The 17310-nt window shown below is 72.2% G+C and carries 16 protein-coding genes; 13 read left to right on the forward strand and 3 right to left on the reverse strand.

From position 1 onward, the window contains the following. The first annotated feature begins 5 nt into the window (after positions 1–5). Genes MMF94_RS01525 through MMF94_RS01555 form a run of 7 tightly spaced genes read left to right on the forward strand, consistent with a single transcriptional unit; the run spans position 6 to position 7183 of the window. Positions 6–995 carry a TIGR03560 family F420-dependent LLM class oxidoreductase gene (locus tag MMF94_RS01525; protein WP_241034547.1) on the forward strand — a complete coding sequence of 330 codons (990 nt, stop codon included), beginning with the start codon at positions 6–8 and terminating at the stop codon, positions 993–995. Further along, entirely contained in the window at positions 992–2128 is a 1137-nt protein-coding gene (locus tag MMF94_RS01530) for an NDMA-dependent alcohol dehydrogenase (protein ID WP_241034548.1), read from the forward strand. The genes MMF94_RS01525 and MMF94_RS01530 overlap by 4 nt, the downstream gene beginning before the upstream one ends. Before the next feature lie 8 nt (positions 2129–2136). After that, positions 2137–3426 carry a phenylacetate--CoA ligase family protein gene (locus tag MMF94_RS01535; protein ID WP_241034549.1) on the forward strand — a complete coding sequence of 430 codons (1290 nt, stop codon included), beginning with the start codon at positions 2137–2139 and terminating at the stop codon, positions 3424–3426. A gap of 14 nt (positions 3427–3440) precedes the next feature. Continuing rightward, positions 3441–3992 (forward strand): UGSC family (seleno)protein, encoded by a 552-nt coding sequence (locus MMF94_RS01540; RefSeq protein WP_241034550.1) that lies wholly within the window; start codon positions 3441–3443, stop codon positions 3990–3992. Further along, positions 3989–5065, forward strand: a complete 1077-nt coding sequence (locus MMF94_RS01545; protein ID WP_241034551.1) for a hypothetical protein — start codon at positions 3989–3991, stop codon at positions 5063–5065. Before MMF94_RS01540 ends, MMF94_RS01545 begins: the two co-directional genes overlap by 4 nt. Next, positions 5065–6171 (forward strand): zinc-dependent alcohol dehydrogenase, encoded by a 1107-nt coding sequence (locus MMF94_RS01550; RefSeq protein WP_241034552.1) that lies wholly within the window; start codon positions 5065–5067, stop codon positions 6169–6171. Before MMF94_RS01545 ends, MMF94_RS01550 begins: the two co-directional genes overlap by 1 nt. A 10-nt stretch (positions 6172–6181) precedes the next feature. After that, complete coding sequence (locus MMF94_RS01555; protein WP_241034553.1) at positions 6182–7183, forward strand: amidohydrolase family protein; 1002 nt, start codon at positions 6182–6184, stop codon at positions 7181–7183. A gap of 7 nt (positions 7184–7190) precedes the next feature. On the opposite strand, the gene MMF94_RS01560 is transcribed toward MMF94_RS01555, so the two are convergent. The 3 genes from MMF94_RS01560 to MMF94_RS01570 are packed head-to-tail and all read right to left on the reverse strand — an operon-like array spanning position 7191 to position 9994. Next, the gene (locus MMF94_RS01560) at positions 7191–7979 is read right to left on the reverse strand and encodes an IclR family transcriptional regulator (RefSeq protein ID WP_241034554.1); all 789 of its coding nucleotides are present in this window, start codon (positions 7977–7979) and stop codon (positions 7191–7193) included. 54 nt (positions 7980–8033) lie between these two features. After that, the gene (locus tag MMF94_RS01565) at positions 8034–8702 is read right to left on the reverse strand and encodes a response regulator (protein ID WP_379660248.1); all 669 of its coding nucleotides are present in this window, start codon (positions 8700–8702) and stop codon (positions 8034–8036) included. Between the two features lie 8 nt (positions 8703–8710). Then, positions 8711–9994 carry a GAF domain-containing sensor histidine kinase gene (locus tag MMF94_RS01570; RefSeq protein ID WP_241034633.1) on the reverse strand — a complete coding sequence of 428 codons (1284 nt, stop codon included), beginning with the start codon at positions 9992–9994 and terminating at the stop codon, positions 8711–8713. Positions 9995–10457: 463 nt separating this feature from the next. Between MMF94_RS01570 and MMF94_RS01575 the strand changes: the two genes are divergently transcribed. From MMF94_RS01575 to MMF94_RS01600, 6 genes are read left to right on the forward strand one after another with little or no spacing between them, the layout of a single operon-like run. After that, a complete protein-coding gene (locus tag MMF94_RS01575; protein ID WP_241034556.1) occupies positions 10458–12068 on the forward strand; it encodes an ABC transporter substrate-binding protein in 1611 nt (536 codons plus the stop codon). Beyond that, on the forward strand, positions 12065–13078 hold the full coding sequence (locus tag MMF94_RS01580; RefSeq protein WP_241034557.1) for an ABC transporter permease: 1014 nt from the start codon (positions 12065–12067) through the stop codon (positions 13076–13078). The genes MMF94_RS01575 and MMF94_RS01580 overlap by 4 nt, the downstream gene beginning before the upstream one ends. After that, positions 13065–13940 (forward strand): ABC transporter permease, encoded by an 876-nt coding sequence (locus tag MMF94_RS01585; RefSeq protein ID WP_241034558.1) that lies wholly within the window; start codon positions 13065–13067, stop codon positions 13938–13940. The genes MMF94_RS01580 and MMF94_RS01585 overlap by 14 nt, the downstream gene beginning before the upstream one ends. Further along, positions 13937–15001 (forward strand): ABC transporter ATP-binding protein, encoded by a 1065-nt coding sequence (locus tag MMF94_RS01590; RefSeq protein WP_241034559.1) that lies wholly within the window; start codon positions 13937–13939, stop codon positions 14999–15001. The genes MMF94_RS01585 and MMF94_RS01590 overlap by 4 nt, the downstream gene beginning before the upstream one ends. After that, positions 14998–16020, forward strand: coding sequence for an ABC transporter ATP-binding protein (locus MMF94_RS01595; RefSeq protein WP_241034560.1), 1023 nt, complete (start codon positions 14998–15000; stop codon positions 16018–16020). Before MMF94_RS01590 ends, MMF94_RS01595 begins: the two co-directional genes overlap by 4 nt. A 15-nt stretch (positions 16021–16035) precedes the next feature. Continuing rightward, a complete protein-coding gene (locus tag MMF94_RS01600) occupies positions 16036–17274 on the forward strand; it encodes an acyl-CoA dehydrogenase family protein (RefSeq protein ID WP_241034561.1) in 1239 nt (412 codons plus the stop codon). Positions 17275–17310: the final 36 nt, after the last annotated feature.

Here is a 17310-nt window from a genome sequence, read left to right on the forward strand (position 1 = left end):
GCACCATGGCCGACCACGACGGGGTGCGGCTGCGCGTGCTGATGGAGCCGCGTCACGGCTCGCGCTACGAGGAGATCCTGGCGCTGGCCCTGGCCACCGAGCACGCGGGGTTCGACGCGTTCTTCCGCTCCGACCACCTGCTCGGCGTCGACCCGAACGACCCCACCTACCGCCCGACCGACTGCTGGACCACGCTCGGCGGCCTGGCCCGCGAGACGTCGCGCGTGCGGCTCGGGGCGCTGGTCGGCGCCGCGACGTTCCGCGCGCCCGGCCTGCTTGCCACGATCGTCGCCTCGGTCGACGAGATGAGCGGCGGCCGGGTGGAGCTGGGCCTGGGCACCGGGTGGTTCGCCCGGGAGCACGCGGCCTTCGGCATCCCGTTCCCGCCGACCGGCGAGCGGTTCGACCGGCTGGAGGAGCAGCTGGCGATCATCACAGGCCTGTGGGGCACGCCGACCGGCGACGACGAGGGGTTCTCCTTCGAGGGCTCGCACTACCGCGTCGAGGCCAACCGCACCCCGCCGCGTCCGCCCCAGGACCCGCATCCGCCGATCATCATCGGCGGCACCGGGCCGCGGCGGACCCCCGCCATCGCCGCGCGCTACGCCGACGAGTTCAACGGGGCGCTGACGATCGGGGACGCCACCGGCGAGCAACTGCGGGAGCGCTTCGCCGTGTTCGCGCGGGCGTGCGAGGCGATCGGCCGTGATCCGGACGAGGCGCGCCGCTCCGCGGTGCTCCCTGTCGCCTGTGGCGAGACGCAGGAGCAGGCGCAGCGGCGGGCTGCCGTGATGGGTTCGGAGCTGATGCGCTCGACCGCCGCCACCGGCTCACCGGCCGAGGTCACCGAGCGGATCGCCGCGCTGGCCGACGCCGGAGCGGACACCGTCTACCTGCACATCTACGACATCCACGACCTGGACCACATCGCACTGATCGGCGCTGAGGTCCTCCCGCACGTCACGAGCACACCGGAGAGGACGGGCGCCCGATGACACCGAGCAACCAGGGCAGCATCACCACCCGCGCCGCCATCGCGCGGCAGCCGCACAGCGGCTGGGAGCTCACCGAGCTGACGCTCGACGCCCCGAAGTCGCACGAGGTCCGCGTCCGCTTCCATGCCGCGGGCCTCTGCCACTCCGACGACCACATCACCCAGGGCGACGCGCCGGTGCGGTTCCCGATCGTCGGCGGCCACGAGGGCGCAGGCGTGGTCGAGTCGGTGGGCCCGGACGTGCGCCGGGTCAAGCCCGGCGACCGGATCGTCTGCTCCTACATCCCGGCGTGCGGCGCGTGCCGACCCTGCTCGACGGGCCACCAGAACATGTGCGTCAAGGGTCTGAACGCCGGCACCGGCATGTTCCTCGACGGCACCTTCCGGTTCCACCGCGGCGAGGAGGACCTGGGCGGGTTCTGCACGGTCGGCTCGTTCTCGCAGTACGCGGTGGTGTCGGAGTTTGCCTGCATCCCGCTGCCGGACGACATCCCGTTCGAGATCGGTGCGCTGGTGGGCTGCGGGGTGCCCACGGGCTGGGGGTCCGCGGTGTACGCGGCGGGTGTGCGGGCGGGGGAGACCGTGGTGATCTACGGCGCGGGCGGCGTCGGGAGCAACGCGGTGCAGGGCGCCCGCTATGCCGGTGCGAAGAACGTGGTGGTCGTGGACCCTGTCGCGTTCAAGCGGGACATGGCGAAGGTCTTCGGCGCCACCCACACGTTCGCCGACGCCCGCGAGGCGCACGACTTCGTGGTGGACACGACGTGGGGGCAGCTCGCCGACCACGCGATCTGCACGCCGGGCGTGCTCACCGCCGAGATCGTGGACGCCGCGATGCAGGTGGTGGGCAAGGCGGGGAAGGTGACGATCACCGCGGCGGGCAAGCTCGGCGAGCGCGCGGTCAAGGTGCACGCCGGCCTCATGATCATGTACCAGCGGCAGGTGCGCGGAGCCCTGTTCGGTGACTGCAACCCGCTCTACGACGTGCCGAGGCTGCTGCGGCTCTACCGGTCCGGTGATCTCAAGCTCGACGAGCTGATCACCCGCCGCTACACGCTGGAGGAGCTGAACGCGGGCTACCAGGACATGAACGACGGCAAGAACATCCGCGGCGTCCTCGTCCACGAGCGCTGAGGAGCACCGTGGTGCCACCGAGCTTCACCACGCCCGAGGACCGCGAGGCCGTCACCGAGGTGCTGCGCGCGCAGCTGGAGGGGCTGGCCGCCCGGTCGCCGTTCTACGCGGACCTGTTCGCTGAGCACGGCGTCACGGCTGCCGCGTTCGCGTCCCTCGACGACCTGCGCAAGCTGCCGTTCACGACCAAGCAGATGCTGCGTGACTCCCAGGCCGCGGCGCCCCCGCTGGGCCGCCACGCGGGCGTGAACATGACCGAGGTCATCCGCGTGCACGCCTCCACCGGCACCACCGGGCGCCCCAGCTGGGTGGGCGTGACCCGGCGGGACGCGGCCGCGTGGACGGACATGGTGGCCCGCGCCTTCCGCACGATGGGCGCAGCGCGTGAGGACGTGGTGCTGCACGCGGCCGGTCTCACGCTCTTCGTCGGCGGCCTCCCGATCCGCGACGCGCTGGAGCGGATCGGGGCCACACTGATCCCGATCGGGACGGGCGCCTCGGAGAAGGCGGTGCTCGCGCTGGAGACCCTCGGGGTCACGGCGCTGCACTCCACGCCGTCCTACGCGCGCTACCTCGCCGACCACCTGCGGGCACAGGGCCGCGACCCGAAGGAGTTCGGGCTGCGCAAGGTCTTCGTCGGCGGCGAGCCGGGCGGGGGAGAGCCCGCGTTCCGGGCGCACGTCGAGCAGGAGTGGGGCGCACCGGTCACCGAGGGCCTGGGCAACGCGGACATGGCTCCGGTGCTCTTCGGCGAGGCACCGGACAGCGGGGGAATGCGGTTCACCGGCGGCCGGCACGTGGTCGTCGAGCTGGTCGATCCCGAGACCGGCGAACCCGTCGACCCGGAACCGGGTGCGACCGGCGAGCTCGTCTACACGTCGGTCGACCGCGAGTGCTGTCCGCTGGTGCGCTTCCGCACCCGCGACCGCGTGGTCGTGACCGGGCTCTCCGGCAGCGGGGAGCCGCTGATCCGCTGCGTCGGGCGCACCGACGACATGCTCATCGTGCTCGGGGTGAACGTGTTCCCCTCCGCCGTGCGCGACCTCGTGCAGACCCTGCACCCGCGCACCACCGGGGCCGTGCAGATCGTGCTCCCGCAGCAGGGCCCGCGTGTCGAGCCCCCGCTGCAGGTGGAGGCCGAGTGGGGCGAGCACGGCTCCGACCACGAGCAGCTCGGCCGGGAGATCGAGTCGCTGATCCGCTCCCGGCTCTCGGTGCGGGCCGCGGTGACGCTCGTCCCGCCCGGGTCGATCGAACGCTCCCAGATGAAGTCCCGCCTGACCCGCCTGGCGAACTGACGACGGAGGCGCACGTGCCGAACGCGATCCTCGACCCCACCGGGCGCGCACCTGCACCCGCGGCCACCTCCGCGGCAGCCCCGCGGGCGGCCCGTCGTCCCGACCTCGCGGGTGCGCGGGTGGGCCTGCTCGAGAACACCAAGCAGAACGCCGCGCTGCTGCTGCAGGAGGTGGCGAACCTGCTCATCGCCGAGCACGGGGCGGCGGGCGTGGTACTGATGCGCACCAAACAGGCCTTCGCCCTGCCCGCGTCCGACGAGCTCGTGGCCGAGTACGCGGCGGCCTGCGACGTGGTGGTCACCGGGGTCGGTGACTGCGGCTCGTGCAGCGCGTCCGCCGTGGCCGACGGGGTGCTCTTCGAGGCCGCAGGCCTGCCCGCGGCCGTGATCTGCAGCGACGCGTTCGTCGCCACCGCGGACGCGATGGCGGCGCTGCGCGGTGCGCCCGGCTACCGGTACGTCACCACCGAGCACCCGGTGGCCGTGCTGACGCCCCAGCAGGTACAGGAGCGCGCGAAGCACGTCGTCTCCGGGGTGGTAGTGATCTTGACGGAGGCGCGCTCGTGAGCAGCGCGAACACTCTTGGGCTGGATCCCGACGCCGCGCAGGCGGCGATCGAGCACTGCTACGAGCAGGGCTGGTCCGACGGGCTGCCACTGGTCCCGGCGTCGCGCCCGCTGGTGGACCGCTTCCTCGCCACCGTCTCGCGGCAGGCGGACGAGGTGATCGGCGTGCTCCCGCAGCTCGACCGCGCGGTAACGGTCGAGCTGGCGGCGATCAACGCGGCGATGGCGGGCTGTCGCCCTGAGTACTTCCCCGTGGTGCTCGCCGCGTGGGACGCCCTGGTGCGCGAGCGCTCCACGGGCGGCGGCGGCTGGCAGTCCACGAGCGGCCCCGCCCCGCTGATCGTCGTGAACGGTCCGGTGCGCGACGAGCTCGGCTTCAACCGCACGGGCGGCGTGTTCGGCCCCGGGTTCCGGGCGAACGCGACGGTCGCGCGGGCGATCGGGCTGATCGTCCGCAACGTCTACGGGATCCACCCGCACGTCCTGGAGCAGGCCACCCAGGGGTTGCCGGGGCGGTGGTCGATCTGCGTGGCCGAGAACGAGGAGGAGAGCCCCTGGGAGCCGCTCTCGGCCGAGGGCGGGATCCCCGCGGGCACCTCGGCCGTGTCGGCCACCCTGCTGCGCACCTGCGAGTTCGTCGACAACCGGCACACGGGCAGCGCGGAGCAACTGCTCGCCGACTTCGCCGACACGATCTCCCGCAGCGGCGCGTGGATCTTCCGCCACGCCTCGGCCGGCATCGTCTTCTGCCCGGAACATGCGCAGCTGCTCGCCGGCGCAGGCTTCGACCGCGCGCAGGTGCGGGCATGGCTCGCCGAGCACTGCGGTCGCACCGTGCGCGACCTCGCCCGCGTCGGAAAGGACGGGCTCGGCGACAACGGCGTACGGCACGCGAGCGGGGAGCGCCCGGAAGGGTTCGACCGCCTGCTGCCCTCCGCCGATCGCGAGCACCTGCTCATCGCGGTGGCCGGCGCCCGCAACGCCGGGATCTCCATGGTCGTGCGGCTCTTCTCGGGCTGGTCAGGGGCTGCGGTGCCGGTGGCGGCGCGCACCCTCGTAGGAAGGAGCAGTTGATGGCTGACACCGTCCGCGCCGCCGTGCAGGTCGGCCCCCGCAACATCGAGATCCGCGAGTTCCCACGCCCCGTGATCGGCCCCGACGACGGGCTCCTGCGCGTGGAGGCCAACGGCATCTGCGGCAGCGACGTCGAGGCCTACCGGGGCCACCTGAGGATGGGCCGCGGTGGTGCGGTGGTGCCGGGGCACGAGCCGCTCGGGATCATCGAGGAGATCGGCGAGCGCGCCGCGGAGCGCTGGGGTGTGCAGCCCGGCGACCGGGTGGCGCTGGAGGTGATCGTGCCGTGCCGGTCCTGCCACGACTGCCTCACCGGGCGCTACCAGGCCTGCCGCAACCGCCGCTTCGGCCACGGGGTCACCGGCGTCGACGTGGCGCCGAGCCTGTGGGGCGGGCTCGCCGAGCACCTCTACCTCACACCGGGTGCGGTGCTGCACAAGGTCGACAAGACGCTGCCCGCCGAGCTCGCGGTGATGTTCAACCCGCTCGGCGCAGGCGTGCGCTGGGCGCTGCACCTCGGCGGCGTCGGCATCGGCGACACCGTGCTCGTGCTCGGCGCAGGCCAGCGGGGGATCGCCGCGGTGGTCGCCGCGCGCGCCGCGGGCGCCGGCACCGTCATCGTCACCGGTCTGGAGGCCGACGCCCACAAGCTCGCCCTCGCCCGCGAGTTCGGGGCCGACCACACGCTCGTCGTCGACGGCGACGGGGCGCAGGACGTCGTCGAACGCGTCCGGGAGATCACCGACGGCGCGATGGCCGACGTCGTGCTGGAGCTGACCCCGATGGCCACCGAGCCCGTGACTCACGCGTTGCAGGCGGTCAAGCACGCCGGGCGGGTCGTGCTCGCCGGGCTCAAGGGCGGGCGTGAGGTGCCGTTGCGGACCGACCTGATCATCAACAAGGCGATCAACGTGGTCGGGGCCTACGGCGTCGACGCCCGCGGCTACGCGGAGGCGATCGCGATCATCGAGTCCCGCCGCTTCCCGCTGGAGAAGCTGCACACCCACACCTTCGGGCTCGACGACACCGCGCTCGCCATGGAGACCCTCGCGGGCGAGGTGCCGGGCGAAGCAGCGGTGCACGTCTCGGTCCACCCCAACTCGTAGGAGAGCTCGCGTGCTCGTCGACGCCCACGCCCACCTGCTGCCCCGCGACTACCCGGCCGATGCCCCGGAGTGCTTCCCGCGGATGGAGCCGATCGACGGCGACACCGTGCGCACACTGCTGTTCGGGGCGGTGCGCTTCCGGGCCCGTGACGTGTTCTTCGACGCCGAGCGGCGCATCGCTGCACAGGACGCGTCGGGCGTCGACGTCGAGGTGGTCACGCCGATGCCGCCGTTGCTGCGCTACGACCTTCCCGCCGCCGAGGGGCTCTCGCTCGCCCGGTACGTCAACGAGTTCGCGGGCACGTTGTGCAGTGCGGACCGCACGCGGCTCGTCGGGTTCGGCATGGTGCCGATGCAGGACCCGGACGCCGCCACGGCGGAGCTGGCGGCGATCCAGGAGCAGGGCCTGCACGGTGTGGAGATCGCCTCGAACGTGCTCGGCGTCTCCATCGGTGACGAGCGGTTCCTGCCGTTCTTCGCCGAGGCGGAGCGCCTCGACCTGCCCGTGTTCGTGCACGCCATGCCCGCCATGACCGACCGGCTGCCGGCCTCGGCGATGGGGACCTACGTCGTGGGCCTCGAAGGGGCGCTGGCCGCCGCGTCGATGATCGCCGGGGGAACCGCAGGCAAGTGCCCGGACCTGCGGATCTCCTTCAGCCACGCGGCGGGTGGGTTCCCGCTGATGCTGCCGCGGGCGCAGTACTTCTGGGGCGGTGCGTGGAACGAGGAGCCCGTCGTGCCCGAACGCGCGATCGCGCACGACGACGGCCCCTCGCCGATCGAGTACGCCCGCCGGTTCTACTACGACTCACTCGTCTTCGACCGCCGCGCGATCCGGTACCTGATCGACCTGCTCGGCCACGACCGGCTGCTGGTCGGCTCCGACTTCCCGGCCATGCCGCGCGAGGACCCCGCGGGCCGGACGCTGCTCGGGATGGACCTGCCGGCAGCGGTCCTGGACGCGATCACCGCCGGAAACGCCCTGCGCTGGCTGGGCCTGCCCCCACCATGAGCACGGGTCAGGCCGTCAGGGACGCCGAGATCGAGCGGGAGGCCTCCGTCAGGACGGCCGCCAGCTCCCTCGGGCGGGCGTCGTCGGCCTCGACCACCACGGAGATCGCGGCGGCGACCTCTCCGCGCCTGCCCAGCACCGGCACCGCGACCACGATGTCGGGAACGGTGATCTGGCCCCTGGCCACCGCCACCCCGGTCTTGCGCACCAGCGCGAGGCGGCGGCGCAGCTCGTCGGGGTCGACGACGGTCAGCGGGCTGAACCGGGTGAGCGGCGAGCTCAGCACCTGCTCCTGCAGCTCGCGGTCGGCGTGGGCGAGCAGCACGAGTCCGGTGCCCGTGGCGTGCATCGGCCAGCGGTCACCGACATGACTGTCGACGGGTTTACGCACGCGCGCCCGGATCGCCTCGATGTAGACGACCTCCAGCCCGTCGCGCACGCCGAGGTGGACGTTGCCCAGGGTGGTCTGGTGCAGGTCCTCGAGGTAGGGGAACGCGGCGTCACGCAGCCCGAGCCCGCGTGGCGCGAGCGCAGAGAGCTCGAGCAGCCGCAGCCCCACGGAGTAGCGACCGGCGTCGTCACGCTCCAGCGCGCCCCAGGTGAGCAGCTCGCGGACCAGCCGGTGCGCGGTCGGCAGTGTCAGCCCGGCGCGGCGGGAGATCTCGCTGAGTGTGAGTGTCCGATGGGCAGGCCCGAACGCGTCCAGGACGGCGAGCACGCGTCCAGCGGCCGTCCTCCGCGCCCCACCGTCGTCGACGGGGGAACGGATGGGCCGATGTTCCCCGGTCACGGTCATGTCGCACCTTCCCCCAGCACACACCACTGTGGACAGACGGGTCGCGAGCTCGCGCTACGAGCTCGGCGGCGGGATAAGCCCCTCCCTGATGGCCACCAGCGCCGCCTGCGTGCGCGAGGAGAGCTGCAGCTTCGTGAGCACGTGGCTCACGTGCGTGCGAGCCGTGCGGTCGCTGATGTAGAGCTCGGCGGCGATCTGCCGGTTGGACAGGCCGCGCGCGACGAGTGCGAGGACCGTGCGTTCGCGGGCGGTGAGGGAGGCCAGCCCGGTGGGCGGGGACACCAGCTGGCGGGTCAGCCGACCGGCCACGGCAGGGTCGAGATGCACCTCGCCCCGGGCGGCCGCGCGGATCGCGGCGGCCACCTCGTCGGGGTCGGCGTCCTTGAGCAGGTAGCCCGCCGCACCGGCCTGCAGCGCCGCGTACACCCGCTCGACCTCGCCGAAGCTCGTCAGCATCACGACCCGGACGTCCGGATAGGACGCGAGGATCTCCCCGATCGCGCTGATCCCGTCCATCTCCGGCATCAGCACGTCCATGAGCACGACCTTCGGCAGCCGGTTCTCCGTCGCCAGCCGCCGGAGCTGGACGAGCGCATCCCGGCCGTTGACCGCCTCCGCGACGGCCTCGATCCCGTCGGCACTCTCCAGATAGGCCGCGAGCCCGCGGCGCACGACGGCGTGGTCGTCGACGACGAGCACGCCGATCACCTCCTGGCCGGCCATGGACGGCATCACAGGGCACCGTCCGGCAGCGCCACGGGAATCATGACCTCGACCCGGCAGCCCGGTGCGGTGTCGCGGATCTCCATGCGTCCTCCCCATCCGCGGGCCCTCGTCTGCATGGAGACCAGCCCGATCGCCCCGGCCCGCGGTGCCCTGCCGTCCAGCCCGATGCCGTCGTCGGCCACCTCCACGAGGAGCCGGTCGCTCCCGGGGTCGCCGGTGGTGCGGACCCGGATCCGCACCCGTGTTGCTCGCGCGTGCTTCACCACGTTGTGCAGTGCCTCCTGAACGATCCGGTACAGGTCCTCCTGCAGCTCGACCGGCAGCATCTCGAGCTTCTCCGCCGTCTCGACGTCGATGTGGAGCCCCGAGAGCGACTGCACCGACGCGGCGTGGTCCCGGACGGCCCCGGCGAGGCCACGCTCGACCAGCTCCACCGGATGCAGCTGGCTGACGAGGCTCCGCAAATCGGCGAGGGCGTTCTGGGCGAGTCCGAGCAGCTCGTCGGCCACCGACTGCACCCGCTCGGGGCTGCTCATCCGGCCGGACGTGACATGGGACCGCAGGGCCTTGGCATGCATCCGCATCGAGAAGACCTGCTGCACCACCGAGTCGTGCAGCTCACGCGCGAGGCGGGCGCGCTCGGCGAGCTGGGCGTCGTGACGGGAGCGGGCGAGCAGCTCGGCGGAGTCGACGGCCATGGCCGCCTGGTCCGCCATCGCGTCGAGGAACTCCAGATCGGCGCAGCCCGGCACCTCGCCGGGCTCGTAGTACGCGTTGAGCACACCGAGGGCCCGCCCGCGGACGACGAGCGGGACCGCGACGAAGCAGTCCCACCGCGGAGCGCCCATGATCGCGTGCAGGGGGGCCCAGGTCGGATCCGCGAGCACCGCCGCCTTGCGGTGGGGGATCATGATGCGCCGGCGCGCCCGGAACGCCTCGACGAACATCATCCGGGCGCCGAGCCTGCGGCATTCCTCCAGCCGGTCGGCGAAGTCCTCGGCGTCGGTGAATCCGGCCTTGCCCACTACTCGCATGGTGCCGCCCTCCACCCGGAGGATCTGCACGGCGGCGATGTGCTCGGCCTGCACGACCTCGCGGGCCACGACGTCGAGGGTGACGCGCAGCGATGCGGTGTCGGCCACGCTCGACGCGGCACGGGCGATCGCCGCCAGCCGCCGTTGCCCCCGGCGGTCGTCCTCCGACGGCCGGTCCTGCAGAGGGTCGCCACAGACGGGACAGCCCGCGGGCCGGACCTCGCGGCCTGTTCCGCACGCGACTGCCTGCTGCATCACGCCGACTCCTTCGTCGAGGCGCTCGTCACCCATTCGGAACCAGTCTCACCAGCGGAGTGAAACGTCACAAGACTCCCGCTCCTGTTCGCAGACGTCGGCCGGGATCGGCACCGTGGACCGAGACAAAAGACGTAGCCTGCCTCACCAGCGGTGGCGCGTTCCGTCGGCCCGCGAGCCCGACGGCGTCGACCGGTCGAACTTTGTCTTTCGCCGAGTGAAAGCCGCCTGCACGAGATCCTGGTCCTCACCGGACGCTGTGTCGGATGTAGTGAGCCCGATCACCCCGACGTCGAAGCCCCATCCCCCGACGCACCGACTCCGACTCATTCACCTCGATCCTGTCGGCCCCGACCAGCCATCCCCGCAGCGATGCCGACGCATCCCGGCGGTGGTTCCCGACCCGTGCCTCGTGAAGCGGCGCCGGGCGGCGCCGAAGCACGCAACGAAGCGGGAGGTCCTTGTGAGACCGAAGTTGCACCACTTGTCCCTCCTTCTCGCCGCGCTCCTGGTCATCGCGGCATGCGGGGGCGGAGGCGGGGCAGCGGGCGGCACAGCCGCGCCGGCCGGGCCACCGCAGCGCGGCGGCGAGCTCACCGTGCTCGAGAGCTCGTCCTTCGCCGGTGGTTGGCCATCCGGGCTCGACCCCGCGACGAACACGACGGGCGGCGCGAACATCTCGCAGATGAGCGCCATCTACGGCGGTCTGTTCCTCCTCACGGCGAACGAGGACGGGTCCGATCCGCGCGTCGTGCCGAACCAGGCCGAGGGCTACGAGCTGCTCGACGAGGGACGCACGGTCCGGATCACACTCCGCGAAGGCATCCGCTTCAGTGACGGCACACCGTTGGACGCTCAGGCCGTGGTCTTCAACCTGCAGCGGGCCATGGCCTCGCCGTGCTCGTGCAAACCGACATGGCCGCTCGCCGACGGCGGGATCACCGCGGAGGACGCACGCACCGTCGTGCTGAGGTTCACCCGCCCCTATGCCGCCGTGATCAACTCGTTCCCGGTGGCGAACACCAACTGGATCGCCTCTCCCACCGCGCTGCAGCAGATGGGCGAGGAGCAGTTCCGGATCACCCCGGTGGGCGCCGGGCCGTTCACGGTGGTGTCCAACCAGCTCAGCTCACTCCTGGTGCTGCAGCGCAACCCCACCTACTTCAAGCCAGACCGGCCCTACCTGGACAAGCTGACCTTCCAGTCCATCGGCGGGGACCAGCCCGCCTACCAGGCGCTTCTCGCCGGGCAGGCGCAGGCCTACGAGGGCCTCGGGACCACTCCACTGCTGGAGCAAGCGCAGTCCGGCGGGCGGCTGACCGTCACGGTCCAGCCCCCGACCTCGCCCTACGTGATCCAGCTCAACACGAAGACTGCCCCGTTCAACGACCAGCGGGCCCGCGAGGCCATCTACCGCGCCACCGACTTCGCGGCCATAGCCAAGGGTCTCTTCCAGGGGCTCTACCCCGTGAGCCAGTCGTTCACCGGGCCCGGCGGCCTCTTCCACACCGAGACCGTGGACGGTTACCCGACATACGACCCCGAGCAGGCCAAGCAGCTCGTGAGCCAGCTCGGCGGCCTGACCGTGGAACTCGGGACGCTGAACGGCTACGTGGCCCAGCAGGTGATGACGGCGCTGCAGACCCAGTGGCAGGCCGCGGGCATCACCGTCAACACCAAGACCTACGAGCTGTCCACGCTGGTCCAGCAGTTCAACTCGGGTCAGTGGCAGTCGATGCTGCAGACCGCGGGAGCGTGGGACCCGGCGTCCGGCGTCGGAGTGGGCTTCCGGTTCGCCTCGACCTCACCCTTCAGCGGCGTGGCCGACCCGCAGCTCGACCAGCTGCTCGACGGGGCCGCGGCCACGGTCGACCCCGCCGAGCGGCAGCGGCTCTACAGCGAGGCCGGGAAGTACATCAGCGACAACGCGTACGCCCCGTTCGGGCTGGCGTTCGCGGCCGCGAACCTCGCCACCCCCGGCGTGTACGGGCCCGGTCTGACCACGAAGATCCCGCCGATCGTCGTCAACGCCGGGATCATCTGGGACGAGGTCTGGCGGGTGCAGCAGCAGTGACGGCATCCGTGGGCGCCGGCCCGCACCGCGCCGGCGCCGGCTTCCTCACCTCGCCGGGGATGCGGCTGGTGGGCAAGCGGCTGCTGCTGGCCGTGCCGATCGTGCTCGGGGTCAGCATCCTGACGTTCTGGGTGCTCAACCTGATCCCGGGCAGCGCGGCGCAGCAGCTGCTCGGGCCGGAGGCCACCCCGGAGCAGGTGCGGGCGCTGGAGCTGGAGCTGGGCCTGGACCGGCCCGCGGTGCTGCGGTACCTGGACTGGCTCGGCGGGGCGGTCACGGGGGACCTCGGGCAGTCCCTCGTGAGCCGGCAGCCGGTGACCGGCCTGCTGGGCGAGCGGCTGGCCGTCAGCGGTGAGCTCGCAGCGCTGGCGTTCCTCATCTCGCTGGGGCTCGCGGTGCCCACCGCCCTGCTGGCCGCGTACCGGCCCAACCGGCTGTTCGACCGGCTCAGCATGGTCGTGAGCATCACGGGGCTCTCGGTGGCCAACTACGTGCTGGCGCTGCTGCTCGTGCTGATCTTCGCGGTGCAGATGGCGGTGTTCCCGGCGATCGGGTTCGTGCCGCTGTCGCAGGGACTGGGGGCGAACCTGCAGTCCATGGCGCTGCCCGCGGCGGCCATCGCGTTCCCCCTGTACTGCTTCTACACGCGGTTCCTGCGCGGCGATCTCGTCGACCAGCTCCAGGGCGAGGACTACGTCACCACGGCACGGGCGAAGGGCATCGGGCCGTGGCAGGTGCTCGTGCGCCATGCGTTCCGCAACTCGGCGTTCGGGCTGATCACCGTGGTCGGCCTGAACCTGGGGACCCTCATCGGCGGGACGGTGATCGTCGAGCAGATCTTCGCCCTCCCGGGGATGGGGCAGCTGATGCTGCAGGCGATCAACACCCGCGACTTCGTCGTCGTGCAGGCGTGCGTGGTGGTGTTCGCGGTGGCGGCCGTGCTGGCCAACCTGCTGGCCGACCTGCTCTACGCCGTACTCGACCCGAGGATCCGCTATGGCAGTCGTTGACGCCGGGCCCGCGCTCGTCGAACACGCGGAGACCCCGGCCGCCCGGACCCGGGGCTGGGTGGGCTCGCTCGGGTTGGTGCTGCCGGCCGCGGTCGTCGCGCTGACCGCGCTGGCCTGCTTCGTGGGCCCACTCGTGCTGCCCATGCCGCCGCCGATAGGGGGCAGCGTGCTGGAGTCCTACCTCCCGGCGTTCTCGCCGGGGCACCTGCTCGGCACCGACCCGAACGGCAACGACATCCTCTCCCGGATCCTGTCCGGGGGGCGCTCGTCGCTGATCGTGGCGGTGGCGGTGAACCTGCTCGGGCTGCTGGTCGGCGGCACGCTCGGCGCCCTGTCCGGCTTCGTGGGCGGCGTGGTGGACACGGTGATCATGCGTGTCCTGGACGTGCTGATCGCGTTCCCGTCGCTGGTGCTCACCCTCGCGGTGGCGCAGAGCCTGGGCCCGAGCCAGACCAACACGATCCTGGCGCTGGCGTTCTTCAGCATCCCGGCGTTCGCGCGGATCTCCCGGGCGGCGACGCTGCGGCTGCGGGAGCTTCCGTTCATGGCGTCCGCAGTGCTCTGCGGCACGCCGGGATGGCGGATCCTGCTGCGGCACGTCGCCCCGAACATCGCCCCGCAGCTGATCACGTTCGGGATGCTCGGGATGGGCATCGTGATCGTGATCGAGGGGGCGCTGAGCTTCCTCGGGCTGGGCATTCCGCCGCCCGCCCCGAGCTGGGGGAACATGATCTCGCAGGGCCAGCAGAGCATCTCCGCCACGCCGATGCTGGTCGTCTGGCCCTCGGCGGTCCTGTTCGTCACGGTGCTGGCGTTCAACCTGCTCGGTGAGAACCTCCGCGCGCGATGGAGCGGCCGATGAGCCTCACGGATGACGACGTCCTCGCCGCGGGGCCCGGAGCGGGGCCGTCCCGTACCGGTCCCGTGCCCGACGGTGAGCCGCTGCTGGAGGTGCAGGACCTGCGGGTGCGCTTCTCCCGCGCCGGGCGCCACGTGCACGCCGTCAACGGCCTGTCCTACCGGCTCGCGCCCGGCCGGATGCTCGCGATCATCGGGGAGTCCGGGTCCGGCAAGAGCGTCAGCTCGCGCGCACTCATGGGGCTGCTGCCCTCCACCGCGGCCGTCACGGGCTCTGCGCGGTTCGCCGGCACCGAGCTCGTCGGGATGCCGGAGGCGCAGATGCGTCGCCGGCGGGGCGCCGACATCGCGATGGTGTTCCAGGACCCTGCCCGCTCGCTCAACCCGACGATGCGGATCGGCACGCAGGTCGTCGAGGCGGTGCGGGCGCATTCCGACATGGACCGCCACGCCGCCCGGCGGCGGGCCGTCGAGCTGCTGTCGCTGGTGCGACTGCCGGTGCCGGAACAGCGGTTCGCCGAGTACCCGCACCAGCTCTCGGGTGGCATGCGGCAGCGGGTGATGATCGCGATCGCGCTCGCGGGCGAACCCCGGCTGCTCATCGCCGACGAGGCGACCACGGCGCTCGACGTGACCACGCAGGCGCAGATCATGGAGCTGCTCGTCGAGCTGCAGCACCGGCTCGGCATGGCAGTGATCATGATCAGCCACGACCTCGGTCTGGCCGCGAGCTATGCCCAGGACGTCCTCGTGATGTACGCGGGGCGGGGCGTCGAGCACGCCTCGGCGGAGACGCTCTTCTCGCACGTCCGGATGCCCTACACCCGCGCGCTGCTGGGAGCGATCCCGCTGCTGGAGCGGGAGTCGCACGCACTGCTGCCGGTGGTGCCCGGCCAGCCGCCCGACCTGTCGGCGCTCCCGGCCGGCTGCCCGTTCGCGCCGCGCTGCGAGTACTCGGACGAGCAGTGCGGCGAGAACCCGCCGTTCGCCGAGCAGGAGCCGGGCCATCGGTGGGCGTGCTGGCACCCGGTGCCCGACCCCGCACCGAGAGGAGAACGGTCGTGACCGCACTCGACGAGCGCCCGGCCCAGGGCGAGCCCCTGCTGCGGGCCCGCGGAATCGTGCAGCAGTTCCCGGTGCGCGGCGCCGGGGGGATCAAGGGCGGCGTCGTGCACGCCGTGTCGGACGTGTCGTTCGAGGTGCGGGCAGGCGAGACGCTCGGCGTCGTGGGGGAGACCGGCTCCGGCAAGTCCACGCTCGCCCGGTCGGTCATCCAGGCGCCGCGCCCCCAGTCCGGGGAGGTGCATTTCCGCGGGACCGACCTGATGCGGCTGCGCCGCCGTGACCTGGTGGAGGCCCGCCGGCACATGCAGATGGTCTTCCAGGACCCGTTCGGCTCGCTGAACCCGCGGTGGCGGGTGACGGATCTGGTCGAGGAGCCCCTCGTCGGCTACGGCGTGCGAGGGTCCGCGCAGCGGGAGGCCCGGGTCCGGGAGCTGCTCGACATGGTCGGGCTCGACCCGTCGGTGTACGGGAAGCGGCGCCCGCACGAGCTGTCGGGCGGGCAATGCCAGCGCGTGGCGATCGCCCGGGCCATCGCGTTGCACCCGGCCCTGGTGATCTGCGACGAAGCTGTGTCGTCGCTCGACGTGCTGATCCAGGCTCAGGTGCTCAACCTGTTCGAGCGGCTGCGCACCGAGCTGGGACTCTCCTACCTGTTCATCTCCCACGACCTGGCGCTGGTCAAGCAGGTGAGCGACCGGGTGGCGGTGATGCACCTCGGGCAGCTCGCCGAGGTCGGGCCGGCGGACGAGCTGTACCGACGACCGCTGCACCCCTACACGGCGGCGCTCCTCGACTCGATCCCCGGCCTCGACCCCGAGACCGGCCGCGCCCGCCGTCCCCGTCCGCTGGAGGGGGAGGCGCCCTCACCGCTCAACCCGCCCAGCGGGTGCCGGTTCCGCACGCGCTGCCCGCTGGCCCAGGCGCGGTGCGCCGAGGAGGAGCCGGCGTTGCGCGAGCACACCTCCGACCACCAGGTCGCCTGCCACTTCCCGCTCGACGCCGCCACGCGGGCCTCCTGATCGCAGAGGAGCACCATGTCCAGCACCACCGCTCTCACCCCGCCCACCGGTGTCGACCCGACGCCGGCGGCGCTGATCCAACGCGTCGTCGAGCTGCGTCCCGCGCTGGTCGCCGCGCAGGCCGAGGTCGAGGAACGCACGTACTACTCGCAGGAGATGCACGAGGCCTTCCTGGAGGCCGGGCTCTACCGCGTGATGCAGCCACGGCGCTACGGCGGCCTGGAATGCGACTACATCACCTTCACCCGGCTGCAGATCGAGATGGCCCGCGGGTGCGTCTCCACGGCGTGGTGCTGGGCGCTGGCCTCCAGCCACGCCGTGCAGATCGCCTCGTACTTCCCGCAGGCGGCGCAGGAGGCCGTCTTCGGTGACGGTGACTTCCGGTGCGCGTCGGTGGCGGCGCCCGACGCCACGGCCGTGCGGCTGGAGTCGGGGTGGCGCCTCGACGGAACCGTCCGCTACTGCTCGGGGATCCCGTACTCCACGCACTTCATGGGGCAGGCACTCATCGCGGGACTGCCGCCTGCGGAGGCGGCCGAGCGGATGCTGCTCTACGTCGCGCCGCGCAGCGAGTGGACCATGCTCGACGACTGGGGCTCCAGCATGGGGCTGCGCGGCAGCGGGTCACACAGCATCCGGCTGGAGGACGCCCGGATCCCGGCGGAGTTCGTGCTCGAGAACACGAACATGATCAGCGTCGACGTCTCCGGCGGAACGCCCGGCCTCGCCCTGCACGGCAACCCGATGTACACCGGGCGGGCGCTCGCGCCGTTCACGATGTCGGTGGCCGCCCAGATGATCGGGGCGGGCTACAACGCGCTCGACGAGTTCGAGCACCAGATGCGCACGCGCAAGACCAGCATGCCCCCGATGGTGCCCCGGCTGACCGACCCCGACCACCAGCGCTGGTACGGCGGAGCGCTCGGAAAGCTCGCGACGGCCGAGGCCGCGGTGCTGCGCTGCGCGGAGGAGCACATGGAGCTGTGCGAGCGCACCGCTGCGGGCGGCAAGCCCTACGGCGAGGAGGAGGAGCAGCGGCTCGGGGTCATCGCGCGCGAGGCGATCGTGCAGGTATGGGAGGCGGTCGACCAGCAGCTGTTCCGCAACGTCGGATCGAGCGCGATGAACGCGGGCCAGCGCTTCGAGCGGCTCTACCGTGACATGGCGATGATCGCGAGCCACCGCAACACCGGCTTCCGCGACCTGATGTTCCGCAGGCTCGCCCAGCTGCACCTCGGGGTCGAGGCGACCTGAGAAGGAGCGAGCGGTGAGCGAGCTTGTGAGCGAATC

This window comes from Pseudonocardia alaniniphila (assembly GCF_022524485.1).
GTDB lineage: Bacteria > Actinomycetota > Actinomycetes > Mycobacteriales > Pseudonocardiaceae > Pseudonocardia > Pseudonocardia alaniniphila.